The following is a 17,891-nucleotide window of genomic DNA, read 5'->3' as shown; positions in this document are numbered from 1 at the left end:
GGCGAAGGCCGGGACGACACTGAGTATGTAGCGCACGCCACGCGCAGCAACGGCGTTTGAGCCGACTCCCTATCCCGCCCTCGCCGTCACGATCCAGATCGCGCCCTGCAGCGCCACGTTCTGCCCCTTCACGAACGGCGCGAGCACCTCGCGGATCGACGCCTTGGCGGCCGCGACCGTCTCCGGCGGATGGCCCTGCAGCGCACGGCTGGCGGGGCCGATCTGCAAGGAGCCGTCGACGGCAGCATCGAGCCCGCCGCCGATGGCAATGTCCATCGGCAGATTGTGCGGCTCCATCGCCACGTCCGCGAAGCCTGCACCCTTGAGGATGCGCATCACGCGCTCCTCGAAAGCAAACGCGAACGGGCCCGGCTCCTCCGGCCCGACCGGCGGCATCTTCGGCACGTGCTTGTAGACCGCCATCAGCGGCGCCATCATCCACGGATTTTCCTTCGGCTCGCGCCAGCAGACGAACGCAAGTCGTCCCGTCGGCTTCAGCGCGCGGCGGAGATTGGTGAAGGACGCAATGGGATCGGCAAAGAACATCACGCCGAAGCGCGAGGCGAGCAGATCATAGCTCGCCGGCTCAAACGGATACACCGTCGCATCCGCCAGCACGAAATCGAGCGGCAGCCCCTTTGGCGCAAACGCCCTCGCCTGCGACAGCATCGGCTCGGACACATCGAGGCCGAGCGCAAATCCGTCAGGTGCAACAGCCCTTGCGAAAGCAAAGGTCGTCGCACCCGAGCCGCAGCCGACGTCGAGAACACGCTCGCCAGGCTTCGGCCGGGCGCGGTCGATCAGGACCTCCGCGATCGGTCCGAGGATGGTCTCCTGTGCCGCATGGCGATCGGCCCAGCGCTGCCCGCTCGGCCCGTTCCAATAGGCGATCTGGTCGGCGTTTTGCTCGTGTCCGCCGGGCTGTTGCATCGGGACCTCCATCGCGCGCGCGGTATTTCGTGACGGGCAGGCCATATCACGACGGAAGGTTCGGGCCCATTCAAATCCAGCGAGCGACGCATGGTCTTCGCGCGGCTTCCAACTTGGGGGCGACCGAATTGACACGACCAGAATGAGCCGCTTAAAGTTGCCGCGTGGCAGAAATCCTCGTGAAATCCGAAAGATCAACCGGCATCGATTGCCTGCGAGCCATCGCAGTCATCTGGGTGCTGCTTTATCATTTTGTGCCGCTGCCGATATTCAACCGCGGCACCTTCGGCGTCCTGCTGTTCTTCATCATCAGCGGCTATTGCATCGCATTCAGCGCCGAGTCCTCGCGCTCGGCCTGGCACTTCTACGCCAAGCGACTCGGCCGCCTGCTGCCCGCGCTGATCGTCTGCGGCTTCCTGACGACGTTGTTCAAGACGCTCGCACCCGAGCTCGTCGAGGCCGGCCGCGATCTGAAATGGATCCACTACGCCTATACGATCATCGCGCTTCCGACCCTCAATGTCCTTCAGGTCAACTACAATCTGCCTGATGGTGCCTATTGGTCGCTGCAGATCGAGTTTCAATTCTATATCTTCTGCTTCCTGATGATGACGCTGGGATTAAGGGAACGTCTGTTGGCGCTGATCTGCGCGGTCACGATCTTCCGAACCCTGACCACCAGCACCGACTACTACACCTCGAACGATTTCTTCCCGTTCTTCATCGCCGGCATGAGCATCGCCGCCCTGATGAGGGGACGGACCAGGGAGGCTCTGACCGGGATCCTTGTTGCAGTTGCGATCGACCTCTATCACCTGAAGTTCCATTTCAGGCAGCCGTCGGTGCCGATCGAGATGTACCGCTCGCTGCTGCTATGGGTCGGTACGGCCGCCGTCTATCTTGCCGCACGCTATGACCATCTACTGCCGCGGCCGTTTCGCGCCCTGGCTTTCATCGGCGTGATCAGTTACCCGCTGTACCTGATCCACCAGGACGTTGGAATGATGATCCTGCGATGGGCGCAGATCGGCCGCGAGGGCGCCGGGAACCTGCTGGTTCGCGCGATCGTGCTGCCAGCCTTCCTCGGCCTGATCGCCTGGATCGTCTACCTTGCAATCGAGAGACCAACGATCAAGCCGCTCACGGCCTTCCTCACCAACCCGCGCGCATGGCTCCGCCAGCCACGTCTAGCAGGACTTTGGAATCCGGAGGCCGAGCGCGAGGCAGACGTTGCGCGCCAGAACTCAGCGATCCCGTAGTCGGAATTTGGACCGATCCAGCTGCTGCCATCATATCTATTGGCGGCAGCGGCACCGAAGCTCGCGCCGCGAGCGAAACTGGTGGGCGGTCACGGATTCGAACCGCGGACCCTCTCGGTGTAAACGAGATGCTCTAACCAGCTGAGCTAACCGCCCCTCGGCGCTTCTTTATCCCTACCCGGCCGGTGCGGGCAAGTACGGAACGTCGATCGGGTGACCCTCAATCCCCCGGCCGGCCCGGCAGCAGCGGGACGGCGTCGATCCACACCGCGGCCGACTGGCACCAGATCTGCCTGACCGGGCGCAATTTGTCGCGCTGGCGGATCGAGCCCCAGCGGATACCCCAGTCCTCGGCCTGGTCGCCCTCGCCGCTGGTGAACAGCGGGGAACCGCAGTCGGCACAGAAGTGCTGGAAGCGCATCCGGCCATTGTCGCCGCGCTTGCCATAAATCTTTGGCGCGCCGCCGGTGAGCTTGATGTCGCCGGCCGTGCAGATCGCGGTGACCCGGAACGGCGAACCCGTGAGGGCCTGGCAATCGCGGCAATGGCAGACCGACACCGCCTCGGGGTCGATTTCGGCCTCAAAGGTGACCTTGCCGCAATGGCATTGCCCGTCGATCTGCATCGCGATCGTCCCTTCCCCCAAAACAAAAACGGCGCCCGAAGGCGCCGTTTTATCATCTTTTCGATCTGCGATCTCAGTGAGCGGTCAGGCCGCCGGCGGCTTCGTCGCCATCCGGCTTCACCGTCACCTTGGTGTCCTCTTCCCAGACGATCGGCACGGGCTTCTTCACCAGCGCCTTGGCAATGACGTCGTCGAGACGGGAGACCGGGATGATCTCCATGCCGCCCTTGATCGCATCGGAAATCTCCGTGAGATCCTTGGCGTTGTCCTCGGGGATCAGCACCGTCTTGATGCCGCCGCGGGCCGCAGCCAAGAGCTTCTCCTTGAGGCCGCCGATCGGCAGCACGCGGCCGCGCAGCGTGATCTCGCCGGTCATCGCGACATCGTGGCGGACCGGAATGCCGGTCATGACCGAGATGATCGCGGTGGCCATGGCCACGCCCGCAGACGGACCGTCCTTCGGCGTCGCGCCCTCGGGCACGTGCACGTGGATGTCGCGCCGGTCGAACAGCGGCGGCTCGACGCCGTAGTTGATCGCCCGCGAACGGACGTAGGACGCCGCCGCCGAGATCGACTCCTTCATGACGTCACGCAGATTGCCGGTGACCGTCATCTTGCCCTTGCCGGGCATCATGACGCCCTCGATGGTCAGCAGCTCGCCGCCGACATCGGTCCAGGCAAGTCCGGTGACGATACCGACCTGCGGCTCGCTCTCGATCTCGCCAAAGCGGTACTTCGGCACGCCGAGCAACTCTTCCAGAGTCTTCTCGGTGACCTTGACCGACTTCTTCTTGGAGATCATCAGCTCCTTCACCGCCTTGCGGGCGAGTGTAGAGAGCTCACGCTCCAGGTTACGCACGCCGGCTTCGCGGGTGTAACGGCGGATCAGAAGCAGCAACGCGTCGTCGTCGATCGAGAACTCCTTGGAATCCAGGCCGTGCTTGGACACCGCGTTCGGGATCAGGTGCTTGCGCGCGATCTCGACCTTCTCGTTCTCGGTGTAGCCGGCGATCCGGATGATCTCCATGCGGTCCATCAGGGGGCCGGGAATATTGAGCGTATTCGCGGTCGTGATGAACATGACGTTCGACAGATCGTAGTCGACCTCCAGATAGTGGTCGGCAAATGTCCCGTTCTGCTCGGGGTCGAGGACCTCGAGCAAGGCCGAGGACGGATCGCCGCGGAAATCGGCGCCCATCTTGTCGATCTCGTCCAGCAGGAACAGCGGATTGGACGATTTGGCCTTCCGCATCGACTGGATGATCTTGCCGGGCATCGAGCCGATATAGGTGCGGCGGTGACCGCGGATCTCGGCCTCGTCGCGCACGCCGCCGAGCGAGACGCGCACGAACTCACGCCCCGTCGCCTTCGCGATCGACTTGCCGAGCGAGGTCTTGCCGACGCCGGGAGGGCCGACGAGGCACAGGATCGGGCCCGTCAGCTTGTTGGCGCGCGACTGCACCGCGAGATACTCGACGATACGTTCCTTGACCTTCTCGAGACCATAGTGATCGGAATCGAGGATGGCCTGCGCAGCCTCCAGATCCTTCTTCACCTTGGACTTCTTGTTCCACGGAATCGACAGCAGCCAATCCAGATAGTTGCGCACGACGGTCGCTTCCGCGGACATCGGCGACATCTGGCGCAGCTTCTTCAATTCATGCTGCGCCTTCTCGCGCGCTTCCTTGGAGAGCTTGGTCTTGGCGATCTTCTCTTCGAGATCGGCAAGCTCGTCGCGACCGTCGTCGTCGCCGAGCTCCTTCTGGATCGCCTTCATCTGCTCGTTGAGATAATACTCGCGCTGGGTCTTCTCCATCTGGCGCTTGACGCGCGAGCGGATGCGCTTCTCGACCTGCAGCACGGAGATCTCGCTCTCCATCAGGCCCAGCACCTTCTCCAGGCGCGTGGTGACGGACAGCGTCTCGAGGATGCCCTGGCGGTCCGCGATCTTGACCGCAAGATGCGAAGCAACGGTGTCGGCGAGCTTGGCGAAATCGGTGATCGCCTGCACGACGCCGACGACCTCGGCCGAGATCTTCTTGTTGAGCTTCACATAGCTCTCGAAGTCGGACACGACGGAGCGCGCCAACGCTTCCGCCTCGACCGACTTCGCATCGGTGTCGGCGAGCGCAACGGCAGTGGCTTCGTAATAGTCGGCGCGATCGGTGTATTTTGACACGCGTGCGCGCTCGAGCCCTTCGACCAGCACCTTCACGGTGCCGTCGGGGAGCTTCAAGAGCTGCAGCACACTGGCAAGCGTACCGGTCTCGTAAATGGCATCGGGCGCCGGATCATCGTCGGACGCGTTTTTCTGCGTCGCGAGCATGATCAGCGCGTCGTTCTTCATCACCTCTTCGAGCGCGCGGATCGACTTCTCGCGACCGACGAAGAGCGGAACGATCATGTGCGGGAAGACGACGATATCGCGCAGCGGCAACACGGGATAAGCGTGCGTCTCGCCATGGACGATGGTTGGCCGGGGTTTTGGATTAGTCATGGCCTTTTCCTTTTGCTTTGCCCCCTCGCACGCAGCCCGCATTCTGGTGCGCAACCGCCACAAGGTGCCGAATTGATCCGCAAAACCGGTCTACCCTTCGTAGGTTGGACCGGGCTTGCCGGATCGAAACTGAGGCGAATCTTGAACAGAATTCTCGCTCGCCGCCGACATTAGGTGGCTATCGACCGGGGGGGTGTCAAGTCATTGAAAAACACGCGCCATCAGGCGCTTACGCACGTGGGTAAGCGACGCAATTCCGGCTGCGGAGGAGATGTCCGCAGCCGCTACTAGCAAAGACGTTGGAGCGTCCCAGCGCCGGCAAATCAGGCGCTGGCGTTCTCGACCGCGCGATCGGTCCGATCGGCGTAGATGTAGAGCGGGCGCGCCGTGCCTTCCACAACTTCGCGGGAAATCACGACTTCTTCCACACCTTCCAGGCCCGGCAGGTCGAACATGGTCTCGAGCAGGATCGCTTCGAGGATCGAACGCAGACCACGCGCGCCGGTCTTGCGCTCGATCGCCTTACGGGCAACCGCGCCAAGCGCCTCGTCGGCGAAGGTCAGCTCGATGTTCTCCATCTCGAACAGCCGCTGGTACTGTTTCACCAGCGCGTTCTTCGGCTCGGTGAGGATCTTCTTCAGCGAAGTCTCGTCCAGATCCTCGAGCGTTGCCACCACGGGCAGACGGCCGACGAATTCGGGGATGAGGCCGTACTTCAAGAGATCCTCAGGCTCGACGTGACGGAAGATCTCGCCGGTACGGCGGTCTTCCGGCGCCATCACCTGGGCGGCGAAACCGATCGAGGTGGACCGCCCGCGCGCCGAGATGATCTTCTCGAGGCCGGCGAACGCACCGCCGCAGATGAACAGGATGTTGGTGGTATCCACCTGCAGGAATTCCTGCTGGGGATGCTTGCGGCCGCCCTGCGGCGGGACCGAAGCCACCGTGCCTTCCATGATCTTCAGCAGCGCCTGCTGGACGCCCTCACCCGACACGTCGCGCGTGATCGAGGGATTGTCGGACTTGCGGCTGATCTTGTCGATTTCGTCGATGTAGACGATGCCGCGCTGGGCGCGCTCGACATTGTAGTCGGCGGCCTGGAGCAGCTTCAGGATGATGTTCTCGACGTCCTCGCCGACATAGCCGGCTTCGGTCAGCGTGGTCGCATCCGCCATGGTGAACGGCACGTCCAGGATGCGGGCGAGCGTCTGCGCGAGCAGCGTCTTGCCCGAGCCGGTCGGACCGATCAGCAGGATGTTCGACTTCGCAAGCTCGACGTCGTTGTGCTTGGTCTGGTGGTTGAGGCGCTTGTAGTGATTGTGCACCGCGACCGACAGGACCTTCTTCGCATGGCTCTGGCCGATGACGTAATCGTCCAGGACCTTGCAGATTTCCTTCGGCGTCGGAATGCCGTCGCGCGACTTGACCAGCGAGGACTTGTTCTCCTCGCGGATGATGTCCATGCAGAGCTCGACGCACTCATCGCAGATGAAGACCGTGGGACCCGCGATCAGTTTGCGGACTTCGTGCTGGCTCTTGCCGCAGAACGAGCAATATAGCGTGTTCTTGGAGTCGCTCGTGCCGACCTTACTCATTCATGTCTCCGTCCGCGGTTCGATCCCGTCCGCTCGATCGTCCCATCCCGAAACGTTGGCGGGTAAGGGATTCAAATAGAGCAAATTCCGTACCAAAAAAGACCCTACGCGTTACATCCCGTGCGAATCACGGTCACTCGATTCTCCGCGATCATAGCCGATCAATCGTAGCCAACCATGCTGTCACCCGACTATCAAGAATTCGCTAATCGGGGGGTCGCCGGCTACCCGTTACAATACCGTGATTTCACGTCTTGGCACGGGCGAAGTGACCGAAATCACCCCGACGTTGCTGCATTAGCACGAAAAAACGAGCACGAAAGCGGAACTTTCTGCTTGTCGCAGGGCGCAAATATGGTTTTTGCGCCCTCGGAAACGGCGTTCCTGACGTGAGCGCCGCGCTGACGATCCCCGCTCATCGCAGGGATCGCTGTCGCAGTCCCGGTAGTGCTACGGGGTCTTCGCAGATGCGGCCTCTTCGGCACGCTTGTCGATGACCTTGTCGACCAGACCGAACTCCTTGGCGTCGTTCGCGGTCAGGAACTTGTCTCGTTCCAGCGCGTCCTCGATCGTCTTGTAGGTCTGGCCGGTGTGCTTCACGTAGATCTCATTGAGCCGCTTCTTCAGGTTCAGGATTTCCTGCGCGTGCAGCATGATGTCCGTGGCCTGGCCCTGGAAGCCGCCGGAGGGCTGGTGAACCATGATGCGCGCGTTCGGCAGCGAGAAGCGCATGTCCTTCTCACCGGCAGCGAGCAGCAGGGAACCCATCGAAGCCGCCTGGCCGGTGCACAGCGTCGAGACCGGCGGGCGGATGAACTGCATGGTGTCGTAGATCGCAAGGCCCGACGTCACCACGCCACCCGGCGAGTTGATGTACATCGAGATTTCCTTCTTCGGATTTTCCGCCTCGAGGAACAGCAGCTGCGCGACGATCAACGTCGACATGCCGTCCTCGACCGGTCCGGTCACGAAGATGATGCGCTCTTTCAGCAGGCGCGAGAAAATGTCGTAGGCGCGCTCGCCACGGTTGGTCTGCTCGACCACCATGGGCACGAGGTTCATGTAGGTTTCAACCGGATCGCGCATGAGTCACCTAGGGTTTTAGAGGCGGACATCGCCAGTCTTGGCTGCAGTCTTGGCTGCCAGTCGGACTGGATGTGCCGGAAGGCCGATGGACGTCCCGTGATGCAGGAAGTTAGTAGAGGTACAACGCACAGGTACCGACAGATATAGCCCAATTCGCGCCAGACAAGTGCGGAGCGAATTAAGGCTTAATCCATCGGGCCCTTTGCGGCACTTGAAGCTGATTCTCGCAAAAAGACCCAGCCGGCCATCTGGCTAGCTGGGCCGTTCGCCGATCATCCTTAATAGAAGACTGCGTCAAAGCCTTCAGGCCGCGGTCTTTTCCTCGTCGTCCTTGTACAGGTCCTCGCGCGAGACCTTCTTCTCGGTCACGTTGGCGAGCTCGAGGATGAAGTCGACGACCTTGTCCTCATAGATCGGTGCACGAAGCTGGGCCAATGCCTGGGCATTGTTGCGATAGAAGTCCCAGACTTCCTTCTCGCGGCCCGGCATCTGCCGCGCACGCTCGATCACCGCGCGGCCGACTTCGTCGTCCGTGACGGTGATCTTGTTCTTCTCGCCGATCTCCGAGAGCACGAGGCCGAGACGCACGCGGCGGTCGGCGATCTTGCGGTACTCTTCCTTGGCCTTGTCCTCGGTGGTGTCCTCGTCGGCAAAAGTCTTGCCGGCGGAGTCCATCTCGGCCTTGACCGAGTTCCACATCAGGTTGAACTCCTCGTCGACCAGCGAGGGCGGCGCCTCGAAGCGATGCGCCTCATCGAGACGATCGAGCAGCGCACGCTTGACGCGCTGGCGAGTCGCGCCGGCGAACTCGGCAGCCAGGCGCTCGCGGGCAGCTTCCTTCAGCTTGTCCAGCGACTCCAGGCCGAGCGTCTTGGCAAACTCGTCGTCGATCGCGATGTCCTGCGGCGCTTCGATCAGCGTCGCGGTGGTCTCGAACTCGGCCGGCTGGCCGGCGAGCTTCTCGCTCATGTAGTTCTTGGGGAACGAGACTTTCAGCGTGCGCGTCTCGTTCGCGCCAATGCCGATGAGCTGCTCCTCGAAGCCCGGAATGAAGGTGTTGGAGCCGATCGCGACCTGGATGCCCTCACCGGTGCCACCCTCGAAGGCTTCGCCGTTGATGGTGCCCTTAAAGTTGATGGTGACGCGGTCGCCGGAAGCGGCCTTCTCGCCCTCGGCCTTGGCGGCATAGCCGCGGTTGGTGTCGGCGATGCGCTTGATCGCCTCGTCGACGTCCGAATCGGACACGTCGGCGACGGGCTTCTCGACCTGGAAGGTCTTGAAGTCGGCGAGCGCGATGGCGGGCACCACTTCGATCGCGACCGTGTAGGTCAGATCGGTCTTCCCGCTCAGCAGCTCCTCGACCTCAGCCTGTTCGGTCGGCATCGTGATCTTCGGCTCGGTTGCGAGCTTGAAGCCGCGCTCGGAAAACAGCTGGGTGTTGGTGTCGCGGATGGTCTGGTCGATGGTCTCGGCCATCACCGAGCGGCCATAGACCTTCTTGAGGTGAGTGACCGGCACCTTGCCGGGACGGAAGCCGTTGAGGCGTACCTTGTCCTTGAGGTCGACGAGCTTGGCGCCAGCCTTGGCGTCGAGATCAGACGCGGGAACGCTGATCTTGAACTCGTGCTTCAAACCTTCGGAGAGGGTTTCTGTGACCTGCATGGCGTCCAATCTTCTTCTCGTTCGGTCCCGGCACGCTATCCGCGTCGGGACGCTGTCATTAATCGATCCGGCGCGAGGCAAAACGCCTCAATGCCGGTGGGTTCATCGAGCCCGGCCCCAGACGGAAAAACTTCCGTGCGGGAGCCAAGGCCCCTCAGTAATCCGTGCAAACGCGATAAGCGCTTGGTGCGGGCGGAGGGACTCGAACCCCCACAACTTTCGTCACTGGAACCTAAATCCAGCGCGTCTACCAGTTCCGCCACGCCCGCGTGAATTTGCATCAAGACCGGCCGCGATGCCGCGGGCGGCCGGGCTTATAGCATGCGCCCGACTGTTCGCAGCAAAAAAATGGCCCGATGGAGTCAGCCTTCAAGTAGGCACGATGGCTGGACTTATCCAGCGCCGCGTGGTCCGGATCGCAGCATGAGACAGCGGATTTTTGCCCCCGATCGGCGCCAGGTTTTGGCCGGGCTGGGAGCTTCCCTCGCAGCCCCGGTGGCCGGGTTCATCGCGGGCGGCGCGGCCCCGCTGCCGACCTCCCAGGCCCTTCTCCAGGCCAAGCCCGCAACCTTGGATCTGAGGCAGGACCAGACAGCGACACCGATCTGGGAGCTTGCCGCCGCAAGCCATACCAAGGGCGTCCATCTCCGGCGTGGCGATCTCTGCGAAGTGGTGTTTCGAAATGACCTGCCCGTGCCGCTGGCGCCAGCCTGGTACGGCCTCAACGGTGTGGAAGACCCTTATTGGAGGCGCGCGCCGACAGCACCCGGGGCGACAGAAACATCAACAATTTCAATATTATCAGCCGGAACCTTGCTGGTTGACTTTCGCCTGTTCGAGAGCGGACTGAAGCAGCACGCTCGGCCGCTTCCGATCGTTGCCGCCGAGACGACCCCCATCGCCGTCGATCGCGACGAAGTCCTGCTGATCGAGGAATGGCGCCTGAGGCCGGATGGCACCGCGGTCCCACCGGGCGAGGATCCGAAGGACGCCATGTCGCTCTATACGATCAACGGACTGACTTCATTCGAACTCTCAGCCCTGGGCAACCAGCGACTGCGGCTGCGCTTTATCAATGGCTCGCAACGTTCTGTTCTGGCGATCAAATTGGAGGGCCACGACGTCCAGGTCATGGCCCTCGACGGCCAGCCTGCCGAACCGTTCCCGGCGCGCAACGGCGCCCTGGTGCTGGCTCCGGGCGCGCGCGTCGACGCATTTGTGGACACGGCCAGATCGGCCCAATTCCTGCTCCACGATGGCAAGGAGGCGCGCCGGATTGGGGCTCTCATGCTCACCGGCTGGTTGGAGCGGCGTGCGCCTCTCCTGGCGCCGCGGCCGCTGCCCTCGAACGATCTGCCCGAAAAGCTCGACCTCAAAGGGGCCCTGCGGCTGGATGTCACGCTCGGCGCGCCCGACACCGGATGGGCGCGGACAGCAAACCTCTCCACCGCCTCGGACCCCGCCTTCCGGATCAAGGCCGGCCGCACCGTCGTACTCGCCTTGAAGAACCCCGCCTCCGTCGCCACCGTCTTCTGTCTGCATGGCCACCATTTCCGCCTTCTCGACAAGCTCGACGATGGCTGGAAGCCCTACTGGCTCGACACGCTCGCCATCGCGCCCGGCCAGACTGAACGCATCGCCTTCGCTGCGACCTCGCCGGGGCGATGGCTGATCGAATCCGTCGTGACCGATTGGGCCGCACCGCGGCTGGTGCGCTGGTACGGCGTGGAGTGAGCTATCGGCCCGGCCGTGTCCAAACGTAACGCGCGTCCGGCTCGTTCTCCCGATTCGCTTGCGCCGACGTGCCCATATCGGTGAGCGCGAACTGCCTCAGCATCAATACTCGATCCCAAGCGCGTTATAGATGCGCCGGTGCACCGCCGGCAGCGTTTCGGTGAGATCTTCCGCGATCAGCCCCGGCCCGGCTTCGCTCGCTGCCTCGCCGTGCATCCAGACGCCGATGCAGGCGGCCTCGAACGCCGGCACACCTTGCGCCAGGAGCCCTGCGATGATGCCCGAGAGCACGTCGCCGGCGCCGGCGGTGGCGAGCCAGGGCGGCGCATTGGCGGCGATGGTGGCGCGGCCGTCGGGCGCCGCGATCGTGGTGTCAGGGCCCTTCAGCAGCACGACGGCGCCGGAGCGTTCGGCGGCGGCTCGCACGCGCTCGAGCTTCGAGCGGCCTGGTGTCTTGTTGCTGAGATCGGAGAACAAGCGTGGAAACTCGCCCTCATGCGGCGTCAGCACGACCTGGGCCAAGGGCTCGGACTTGATCGATTCAAACAGCCGCTCTGGATTTGCAGCGAAGCTCGTCAGCGCATCCGCATCGAGCACGACATGGCGCTGCGCCGAGATCGCGGTGTGAACCATATCGCAGGTGCGCTCGCCAATGCCGGCGCCAGGCCCGATCATGCACGTATTGTAGCGCCTGTCTCCCAGCAGCTCGCCGAACTCGATCGCGGTGTCCACGGGGCGAACCATCACTGATGTCAGCGCGCTTGCGTTGATCGCAAGCGCATCGCGCGGCGTTGCGAGCGTCACGAGGCCCGCGCCGGCGCGCAAGCTCCCGCGGGCGGCGAGCCGCGCCGCGCCGGTCGCGGCCGCATCGCCGGACACCGCCAGCACATGGCCACGCGCATATTTGTGGCCGTCGATGCGCGGTACCGGAAAGGCAGCGCCCCAGAAATCCGGGTCGTTCTCGAAGGTCTGCGGTGCGATCTCGTCGAGCACTTGGGCGTCGATGCCGATATCGGCAACGCGCACGCGGCCGCAATGCATCCGGCCGGGCAGCAGCAAATGCGCAGGCTTCTTGCGGAAGAAGGTGACGGTCTCGGTGGCGTTCACCGCCATGCCCATCACCGCCGCACTGGTGCCGTTGATGCCGCTCGGCAGATCGACGGCGAGGACCGGCGCGCCATTGGCATTGATCGCCTCGATCATCGCGCCCGCCTCACCGTCGACGGGACGACTGAGGCCGGCACCAAACAAGGCATCGATGATCAGCGCCGGCCTGCCGATCGCTTGCGGATTGAACGGCAGCACCGGATGCTTCCAGCCGCGCGCAGCCGAGGCGGCATCGCCCTGGAGCTGATCGCGCTCGCACATCAGGATCACCGAAACCTCGCGCCCCTGCGCGGCGAGCTCGGCGGCCGCGACAAAACCGTCGCCGCCATTATTGCCGGGCCCGGCGACGATCAGGATCGGCCCCTCCTCGACCAGCGCGTTGGCGGCCGCCGCGACCGCTTGGCCCGCGCTCAGCATCAGCTTGAAGCCGGGCGTGCCTGCCGCAATGCTGAGCTGGTCCGCGCGCTGCATTTCTGCGTTGGTCAGTACTTCCATGCCACTTCCCTGGTCCAAACGCCTTTTCAACAGGCACGTTCCGTGCCGACACACCCGACGGAACAAGTCTCTGCCCAGATATTGAACTGTTTGCCTATTTCATAGTCTGCGGTATTTTGAGCCGATCGGCTCCACCTATCAGATGCGCTCGTTAAAAGGCTGATAACGCTCCGATAATCAGGGCATTTGCAACTTGGCATAGACCCTGCTTTCGAGGAAGCCGCTTCGGTTCGTCGTGCTCACTGGCATCTTCTGGGTGTGGCCGGCCGTTGTTGCCGGGCGGGTCAGGTCCCGGCATGACGAAGACAAAATCGTGCGTGAGACAAGCGCATCCTGACGAAGACGTTGCTATTTGATCGAAATGCCGGGAGGCGCGCAGTGAAGAAAATCGAAGCCATCATCAAGCCGTTCAAGCTCGACGAGGTGAAGGAAGCGCTTCAGGAAGTCGGCCTCCAGGGCATCACCGTGACCGAGGCCAAGGGTTTTGGCCGCCAGAAGGGCCATGCCGAGCTCTACCGCGGCGCAGAATACATCGTCGACTTCTTGCCCAAGGTGAAAATCGAGATCGTGATCGGCGACGACCTGGTCGAGCGCGCCATCGACGCAATCCGCCGCGCCGCGCAAACCGGGCGCATCGGCGACGGCAAAATCTTCGTCTCCAATATCGAAGAGGCGATCCGCATCCGAACCGGCGAATCGGGGCTGGACGCTATCTGAGCCGGGTGCTATCCCGAATTTTGCGACACTCTGAAAGAAAAAAGGCTGCTTCGGCGGCCTGATTTCGTTTGTGCGGTTGCGCCAACTCGCCGAAAGCGAGAACGAATCTGCTCATCTGGAAACCGACCCGCAGAGCCAAAAGGGGTATGCATGAAGACCGCCAAAGACGTCCTGAAATCGATCAAGGACAACGACGTCAAGTACGTCGACCTGCGCTTCACCGATCCGCGCGGCAAGTGGCAGCACGTCACGTTCGACGTCAGCATGATCGATGAGGACATTTTCGCCGAAGGAACGATGTTCGACGGCTCCTCGATCGCCGGCTGGAAGGCGATCAACGAGTCCGACATGTGCCTGATGCCCGATCCGGTGACCGCGACGATCGATCCGTTCTTCGCCGAAACCACCATGGTCATCACCTGCGACGTGCTCGAGCCGACCACCGGCGAACCCTACAACCGCGACCCCCGCGGCATCGCCAAGAAGGCCGAGGCCATGGTGAAGTCGATGGGCGTGGGCGACAGCGTGTTCGTCGGCCCCGAAGCCGAGTTCTTCGTGTTCGACGACGTGCGCTATTCGTCCGATCCCTACAAGACCGGTTTCCGGCTCGACTCCTCGGAGCTGCCGATCAACGCCGACACCGAATATGAAGGCGGTAATCTCGGCCACCGCATCCGCACCAAGGGCGGCTACTTCCCCGTGCCGCCGCAGGACTCGGTGCAGGACATGCGCTCGGAAATGCTCGGCGCCATGGCCAAGATGGGCGTCAAGGTCGAGAAGCATCACCACGAGGTCGCGTCCGCCCAGCACGAGCTCGGAATGAAGTTCGACACGCTGACGCTGATGGCCGACCACATGCAGATCTACAAATACTGCATCCACCAGGTCGCGCACATCTACGGCAAGACCGCCACCTTCATGCCGAAGCCGGTCTATGGCGACAACGGCTCGGGCATGCACGTGCACCAGTCGATCTGGAAGGACGGCAAGCCGGTGTTCGCCGGCAACAAATATGCCGACCTCTCGGAGACCTGCCTCCACTACATCGGCGGCATCATCAAGCACGCCAAGGCGATCAACGCCTTCACCAACCCGTCGACCAACTCCTACAAGCGTCTGGTCCCGGGCTATGAGGCCCCCGTGCTGCTCGCCTACTCCGCGCGCAACCGCTCGGCCTCCTGCCGCATCCCCTACACCGCTTCGCCGAAGGCCAAGCGCGTCGAGGTGCGCTTCCCCGATCCGATGGCCAACCCCTATCTCGGCTTCGCCGCGATGCTGATGGCGGGCCTCGACGGCATCAAGAACAAGATCGATCCGGGTCCGGCGATGGACAAGGACCTCTACGATCTGCCGAAGGAAGAGCTGAAGCAGATCCCGACCGTTTGCGGTTCGCTCCGCGAAGCGCTCGAGAACCTCGACAAGGATCGCGGTTTCCTCAAGAACGGCGGCGTGTTCGACGACGACTTCATCGATGCCTACATCGAGCTGAAGATGACCGAGGTCGCCCGTTTTGAAATGACCCCGCATCCGGTCGAATTCGAGATGTACTATTCGGGCTAAGCGGCCCGGACAGAATGCAACAGACAAAAGGCGCTCCGTGAGGGGCGCCTTTTCATTTTGGGCAATCGAAACTCAACTTTCGTTCTGCGTCTGACTCCATTCTGTTCTCAAAGAACGAATCGGAATCGCGAAAAAGCGGCACGCACCAATCCTTGCTGATTGGTTTATTCGGCCCGAGCTGTTCGTCGCCCTCTTATCGTCGATCCACGTTCACGTCGCCTCACGCCGCGACGTCAGATGATCCAGCAATCCGGTCGGCAACGGAAACACGATGGTCGACGACCGCTCGCCGGCGATGTCGTGCAGCGCCGCGAAGTAGCGCAGCTGCATCGCCTGCGGCTCCTGTGCGAGAATCCGGCCGGCCTCGACCAATTTTTCGGCGGCCTGCTGTTCGCCCATCGCGTTGATCACCTTGGCGCGCCGCAACCGTTCCGCTTCGGCCTGCTTGGCGATCGCGCGCACCATGGTTTCGTTGATATCGACATCCTTGATCTCGATGCCGGTCACCTTGATGCCCCAGACGTCGGTCTGCTTGTCGAGGATTTCCTGGATGTCGGCGTTCAACCTGTCGCGTTCGGCGAGCATCTCGTCGAGCTCGTGCTTGCCAAGCACCGAGCGCAGCGTGGTCTGGGCGAGCTGACTGGTCGCGGCCATGTAGTCGCCGACCTTGATGATGGCGCGCTCGGGATCGACGATGCGGAAGTAGAGAACGGCATTGACCTTGACCGAGACGTTGTCGCGCGAAATTACATCCTGGGGCGGCACCACCTGCACCATCACCCTGAGGTCGACCTTGACCAACTGCTGCGCGACCGGAATCAGGATGACGAGGCCCGGCCCCTTCACCGCGGTGAAGCGGCCGAGCGTGAAGATCACCCCGCGCTCGTATTCCCTGAGGATGCGAACGGCCTGGGTGAGAAACAGGATGACGATCAGCAAGAGCGCTGCATAAAGCGAATATTCGAACATCAGACCTGACCTCCCTCACCGCTCGGCCGCCGAACTACCAGGGTCAAGTCGACGATATTTGCGACCTCGACTCTCTCACCGGGCTTGAAGCTGTCGGCGCCGCGCGCTTGCCAGCGTTCGCCATGCGTAAAGACATGCCCCTCGTTCTCGTTCCAGTCGAGCACCTCGGCGATCAGGCCTCGCATGGCCTGCGCACCGACCCGTGGCGAGCCGCGGCGGGCGCGCCGGAGCGCGCCGAGCACGACCAAAACGAAACCCGAGAAGATCGCCGCGACGACGGCGATGAGCGACCACGACAGCCGGTAGCCGGGCGCTTCGACCCTGACCAGCATGATGGCGCCCAGCACAAAGGCGACGACGCCGCCAAGACCGATCACCACGGTCGGATTGAAGGCTTCGATGGCGAGGAGCGCGATGCCGACCAGCATCAGACCGAGCCCGGCATAATTGATCGGCAGCATATTGAGGGCGTAGAGGCCGAGCAGCAGGCAGATCGTCCCGACCACGCCTGGAGCAACGGTGCCGGGCGACATGAACTCGAAGATGAGGCCATAAATGCCGACCATCAGAAGAATGAACGCGACGTTGGGATCGGTGATGACGGCGAGGAATCGGGAGATCCCGCCGGGATCGACGGCTTCGATGACGGCATCCCGTGTTGCCAGGCGCTGCGTCGTGCCGCCGCCGAGCTCGACCACGCGACCGTCGATCTGCCTGAGCAAATCGGCCTCATCGCGCGCGACAAGGTCGATGGCGTGCGCCTGCAGCGCGCCGTTGGCGGACAACGTGGCCGCTTCGCGGACCGCCTTCTCCGCCCAATCGGCATTGCGGCCGCGCAGTTCGGCAAGGCTGCGGATGAAGGCGACGGCGTCGTTCGTCACCTTCGCCGTCATCGCGTCCTTCGGCTCGTCTTTCTTGTCCTTGCTGTCCTTGTCCGGCGTACCGCTCGGCAGGCCCGGAAGCGATCCGCCAATCTGCACCGGCGTGGCCGCACCGATATTGGTGCCCGGCGCCATCGCCGCGATATGGGTCGCATAGAGGATATAGGTCCCGGCGCTTGCCGCGTGGGCGCCGGCCGGCGCAACGTAGCCGGCGACAGGAACGGTCGAGCCAAGTATATCCGCGATGATCTCGCGCATGCTGGAATTGAGGCCGCCGGGCGTATTCATGCGAAGGATCACGATCTCGGCGCGCCGTTCGCTGGCCTTGGCCAGCGCCTCCTTCACATAGCTCGCCGACGCAGGTCCGATGGCGCCGTCGATTGTGACGGTGAGTGCAAGACGGCGGTGATCCTCCGCTGAGCCGGGACGGAGGCAGGCAAGACAGGCGACGATGCCGATCGCCGCAACGAGGGCCGCCTTCATGATCTGCACGGCAAGGGCTCCCTTGCCGAAGATATGGTGGCCGTCACGCAAACCTCAATGCGGGATACGGTCACCCACAATTGCGATTGTGCGATGCAATGGACGGGGTCGACCGGCAACACTCATGTCGCAGACAATGTCCCCCGTCATTCCCGGGATGCAGGCGCGGAAAGAGACCAAGCTGAGGCGGTATCTGTCATGAAAATGCGAAGCCGTGGCTGCCATTTTCGTTCTGCATCTGACTCCATTTCGTTCGCAAAGAACGAATCGGAATCGCAAAGATCAGCGCCA

The 17,891-nt window shown here is 62.8% G+C and carries 13 protein-coding genes and 2 tRNA genes; 4 read left to right on the top strand and 11 right to left on the bottom strand.

The window, feature by feature from the left end; genetic code table 11:
- Positions 1-69: 69 nt before the first annotated feature.
- Entirely contained in the window at positions 70-930 is an 861-nt protein-coding gene (locus tag XH91_RS16195; protein ID WP_128951493.1) for a class I SAM-dependent methyltransferase, read from the bottom strand.
- 179 nt (positions 931-1,109) lie between these two features.
- Here XH91_RS16195 and XH91_RS16190 point away from each other — a divergent pair, with 179 nt between their 5' ends.
- Positions 1,110-2,189, top strand: a complete 1,080-nt coding sequence (locus XH91_RS16190) for an acyltransferase family protein (protein WP_164934102.1) — start codon at positions 1,110-1,112, stop codon at positions 2,187-2,189.
- 79 nt (positions 2,190-2,268) lie between these two features.
- Here XH91_RS16190 and XH91_RS16185 read toward each other — a convergent pair.
- From XH91_RS16185 to XH91_RS16155, 7 genes are all read right to left on the bottom strand, one after another.
- Positions 2,269-2,345 (bottom strand) — tRNA-Val (locus XH91_RS16185).
- A 64-nt stretch (positions 2,346-2,409) separates the two neighbouring features.
- Complete coding sequence (locus XH91_RS16180; protein ID WP_128951491.1) at positions 2,410-2,814, bottom strand: GFA family protein; 405 nt, start codon at positions 2,812-2,814, stop codon at positions 2,410-2,412.
- 73 nt (positions 2,815-2,887) lie between these two features.
- Positions 2,888-5,311, bottom strand: a complete 2,424-nt coding sequence (gene lon, locus XH91_RS16175; protein ID WP_128951490.1) for an endopeptidase La — start codon at positions 5,309-5,311, stop codon at positions 2,888-2,890.
- Positions 5,312-5,634: 323 nt separating this feature from the next.
- Complete coding sequence (gene clpX, locus XH91_RS16170) at positions 5,635-6,906, bottom strand: ATP-dependent Clp protease ATP-binding subunit ClpX (RefSeq protein WP_018642420.1); 1,272 nt, start codon at positions 6,904-6,906, stop codon at positions 5,635-5,637.
- A gap of 450 nt (positions 6,907-7,356) precedes the next feature.
- The gene (locus XH91_RS16165) at positions 7,357-7,992 is read right to left on the bottom strand and encodes an ATP-dependent Clp protease proteolytic subunit (protein ID WP_128951489.1); all 636 of its coding nucleotides are present in this window, start codon (positions 7,990-7,992) and stop codon (positions 7,357-7,359) included.
- Between the two features lie 303 nt (positions 7,993-8,295).
- Positions 8,296-9,654, bottom strand: a complete 1,359-nt coding sequence (tig, locus tag XH91_RS16160) for a trigger factor (protein WP_128951488.1) — start codon at positions 9,652-9,654, stop codon at positions 8,296-8,298.
- A gap of 184 nt (positions 9,655-9,838) precedes the next feature.
- Positions 9,839-9,923: transfer RNA gene (locus tag XH91_RS16155), tRNA-Leu, on the bottom strand.
- Positions 9,924-10,077: 154 nt separating this feature from the next.
- On the opposite strand from XH91_RS16155, the gene XH91_RS16150 reads away from it, so the two are divergent.
- Positions 10,078-11,388, top strand: a complete 1,311-nt coding sequence (locus XH91_RS16150; RefSeq protein ID WP_128951487.1) for a multicopper oxidase domain-containing protein — start codon at positions 10,078-10,080, stop codon at positions 11,386-11,388.
- A 102-nt stretch (positions 11,389-11,490) separates the two neighbouring features.
- Here XH91_RS16150 and XH91_RS16145 read toward each other — a convergent pair whose 3' ends face one another.
- Positions 11,491-12,990 carry an NAD(P)H-hydrate dehydratase gene (locus XH91_RS16145; protein WP_128951486.1) on the bottom strand — a complete coding sequence of 500 codons (1,500 nt, stop codon included), beginning with the start codon at positions 12,988-12,990 and terminating at the stop codon, positions 11,491-11,493.
- Positions 12,991-13,368: 378 nt separating this feature from the next.
- Here XH91_RS16145 and XH91_RS16140 point away from each other — a divergent pair, with 378 nt between their 5' ends.
- Both XH91_RS16140 and glnA read left to right on the top strand, forming a co-directional pair.
- A complete protein-coding gene (locus tag XH91_RS16140; RefSeq protein WP_007603495.1) occupies positions 13,369-13,707 on the top strand; it encodes a P-II family nitrogen regulator in 339 nt (112 codons plus the stop codon).
- Between the two features lie 150 nt (positions 13,708-13,857).
- Positions 13,858-15,267, top strand: a complete 1,410-nt coding sequence (gene glnA, locus XH91_RS16135; protein ID WP_128951485.1) for a type I glutamate--ammonia ligase — start codon at positions 13,858-13,860, stop codon at positions 15,265-15,267.
- 210 nt (positions 15,268-15,477) lie between these two features.
- Here the strand turns inward: glnA and XH91_RS16130 are convergent, their stop codons facing one another.
- Positions 15,478-16,236 (bottom strand): slipin family protein, encoded by a 759-nt coding sequence (locus tag XH91_RS16130; RefSeq protein ID WP_430644562.1) that lies wholly within the window; start codon positions 16,234-16,236, stop codon positions 15,478-15,480.
- Entirely contained in the window at positions 16,236-17,609 is a 1,374-nt protein-coding gene (locus XH91_RS16125; RefSeq protein ID WP_128951483.1) for an NfeD family protein, read from the bottom strand. Before XH91_RS16125 ends, XH91_RS16130 begins: the two co-directional genes overlap by 1 nt.
- Between the last annotated feature and the right edge of the window lie 282 nt (positions 17,610-17,891).

Origin of the sequence: Bradyrhizobium guangzhouense, from assembly GCF_004114955.1 — a bacterium.
GTDB lineage: Bacteria > Pseudomonadota > Alphaproteobacteria > Rhizobiales > Xanthobacteraceae > Bradyrhizobium > Bradyrhizobium guangzhouense.
Note: the sequence above shows the minus strand (reverse complement) of the source record. Positions and strands in the feature narration are given on the sequence as shown.

Bases quoted from the DNA above. Each gene is read 5' to 3' on its own strand.
- XH91_RS16195 (WP_128951493.1), bottom strand. From the start codon at position 930: ATGCAACAGCCCGGCGGACACGAGCAAAACGCCGACCAGATCGCCTAT.
- XH91_RS16180 (WP_128951491.1), bottom strand. From the start codon at position 2,814: ATGCAGATCGACGGGCAATGCCATTGCGGCAAGGTCACCTTTGAGGCC.
- lon (WP_128951490.1), bottom strand. From the start codon at position 5,311: ATGACTAATCCAAAACCCCGGCCAACCATCGTCCATGGCGAGACGCAC.
- clpX (WP_018642420.1), bottom strand. From the start codon at position 6,906: ATGAGTAAGGTCGGCACGAGCGACTCCAAGAACACGCTATATTGCTCG.
- XH91_RS16165 (WP_128951489.1), bottom strand. From the start codon at position 7,992: ATGCGCGATCCGGTTGAAACCTACATGAACCTCGTGCCCATGGTGGTC.
- tig (WP_128951488.1), bottom strand. From the start codon at position 9,654: ATGCAGGTCACAGAAACCCTCTCCGAAGGTTTGAAGCACGAGTTCAAG.
- XH91_RS16150 (WP_128951487.1), top strand. From the start codon at position 10,078: ATGAGACAGCGGATTTTTGCCCCCGATCGGCGCCAGGTTTTGGCCGGG.
- XH91_RS16145 (WP_128951486.1), bottom strand. From the start codon at position 12,990: ATGGAAGTACTGACCAACGCAGAAATGCAGCGCGCGGACCAGCTCAGC.
- glnA (WP_128951485.1), top strand. From the start codon at position 13,858: ATGAAGACCGCCAAAGACGTCCTGAAATCGATCAAGGACAACGACGTC.
- XH91_RS16130 (WP_430644562.1), bottom strand. From the start codon at position 16,236: ATGTTCGAATATTCGCTTTATGCAGCGCTCTTGCTGATCGTCATCCTG.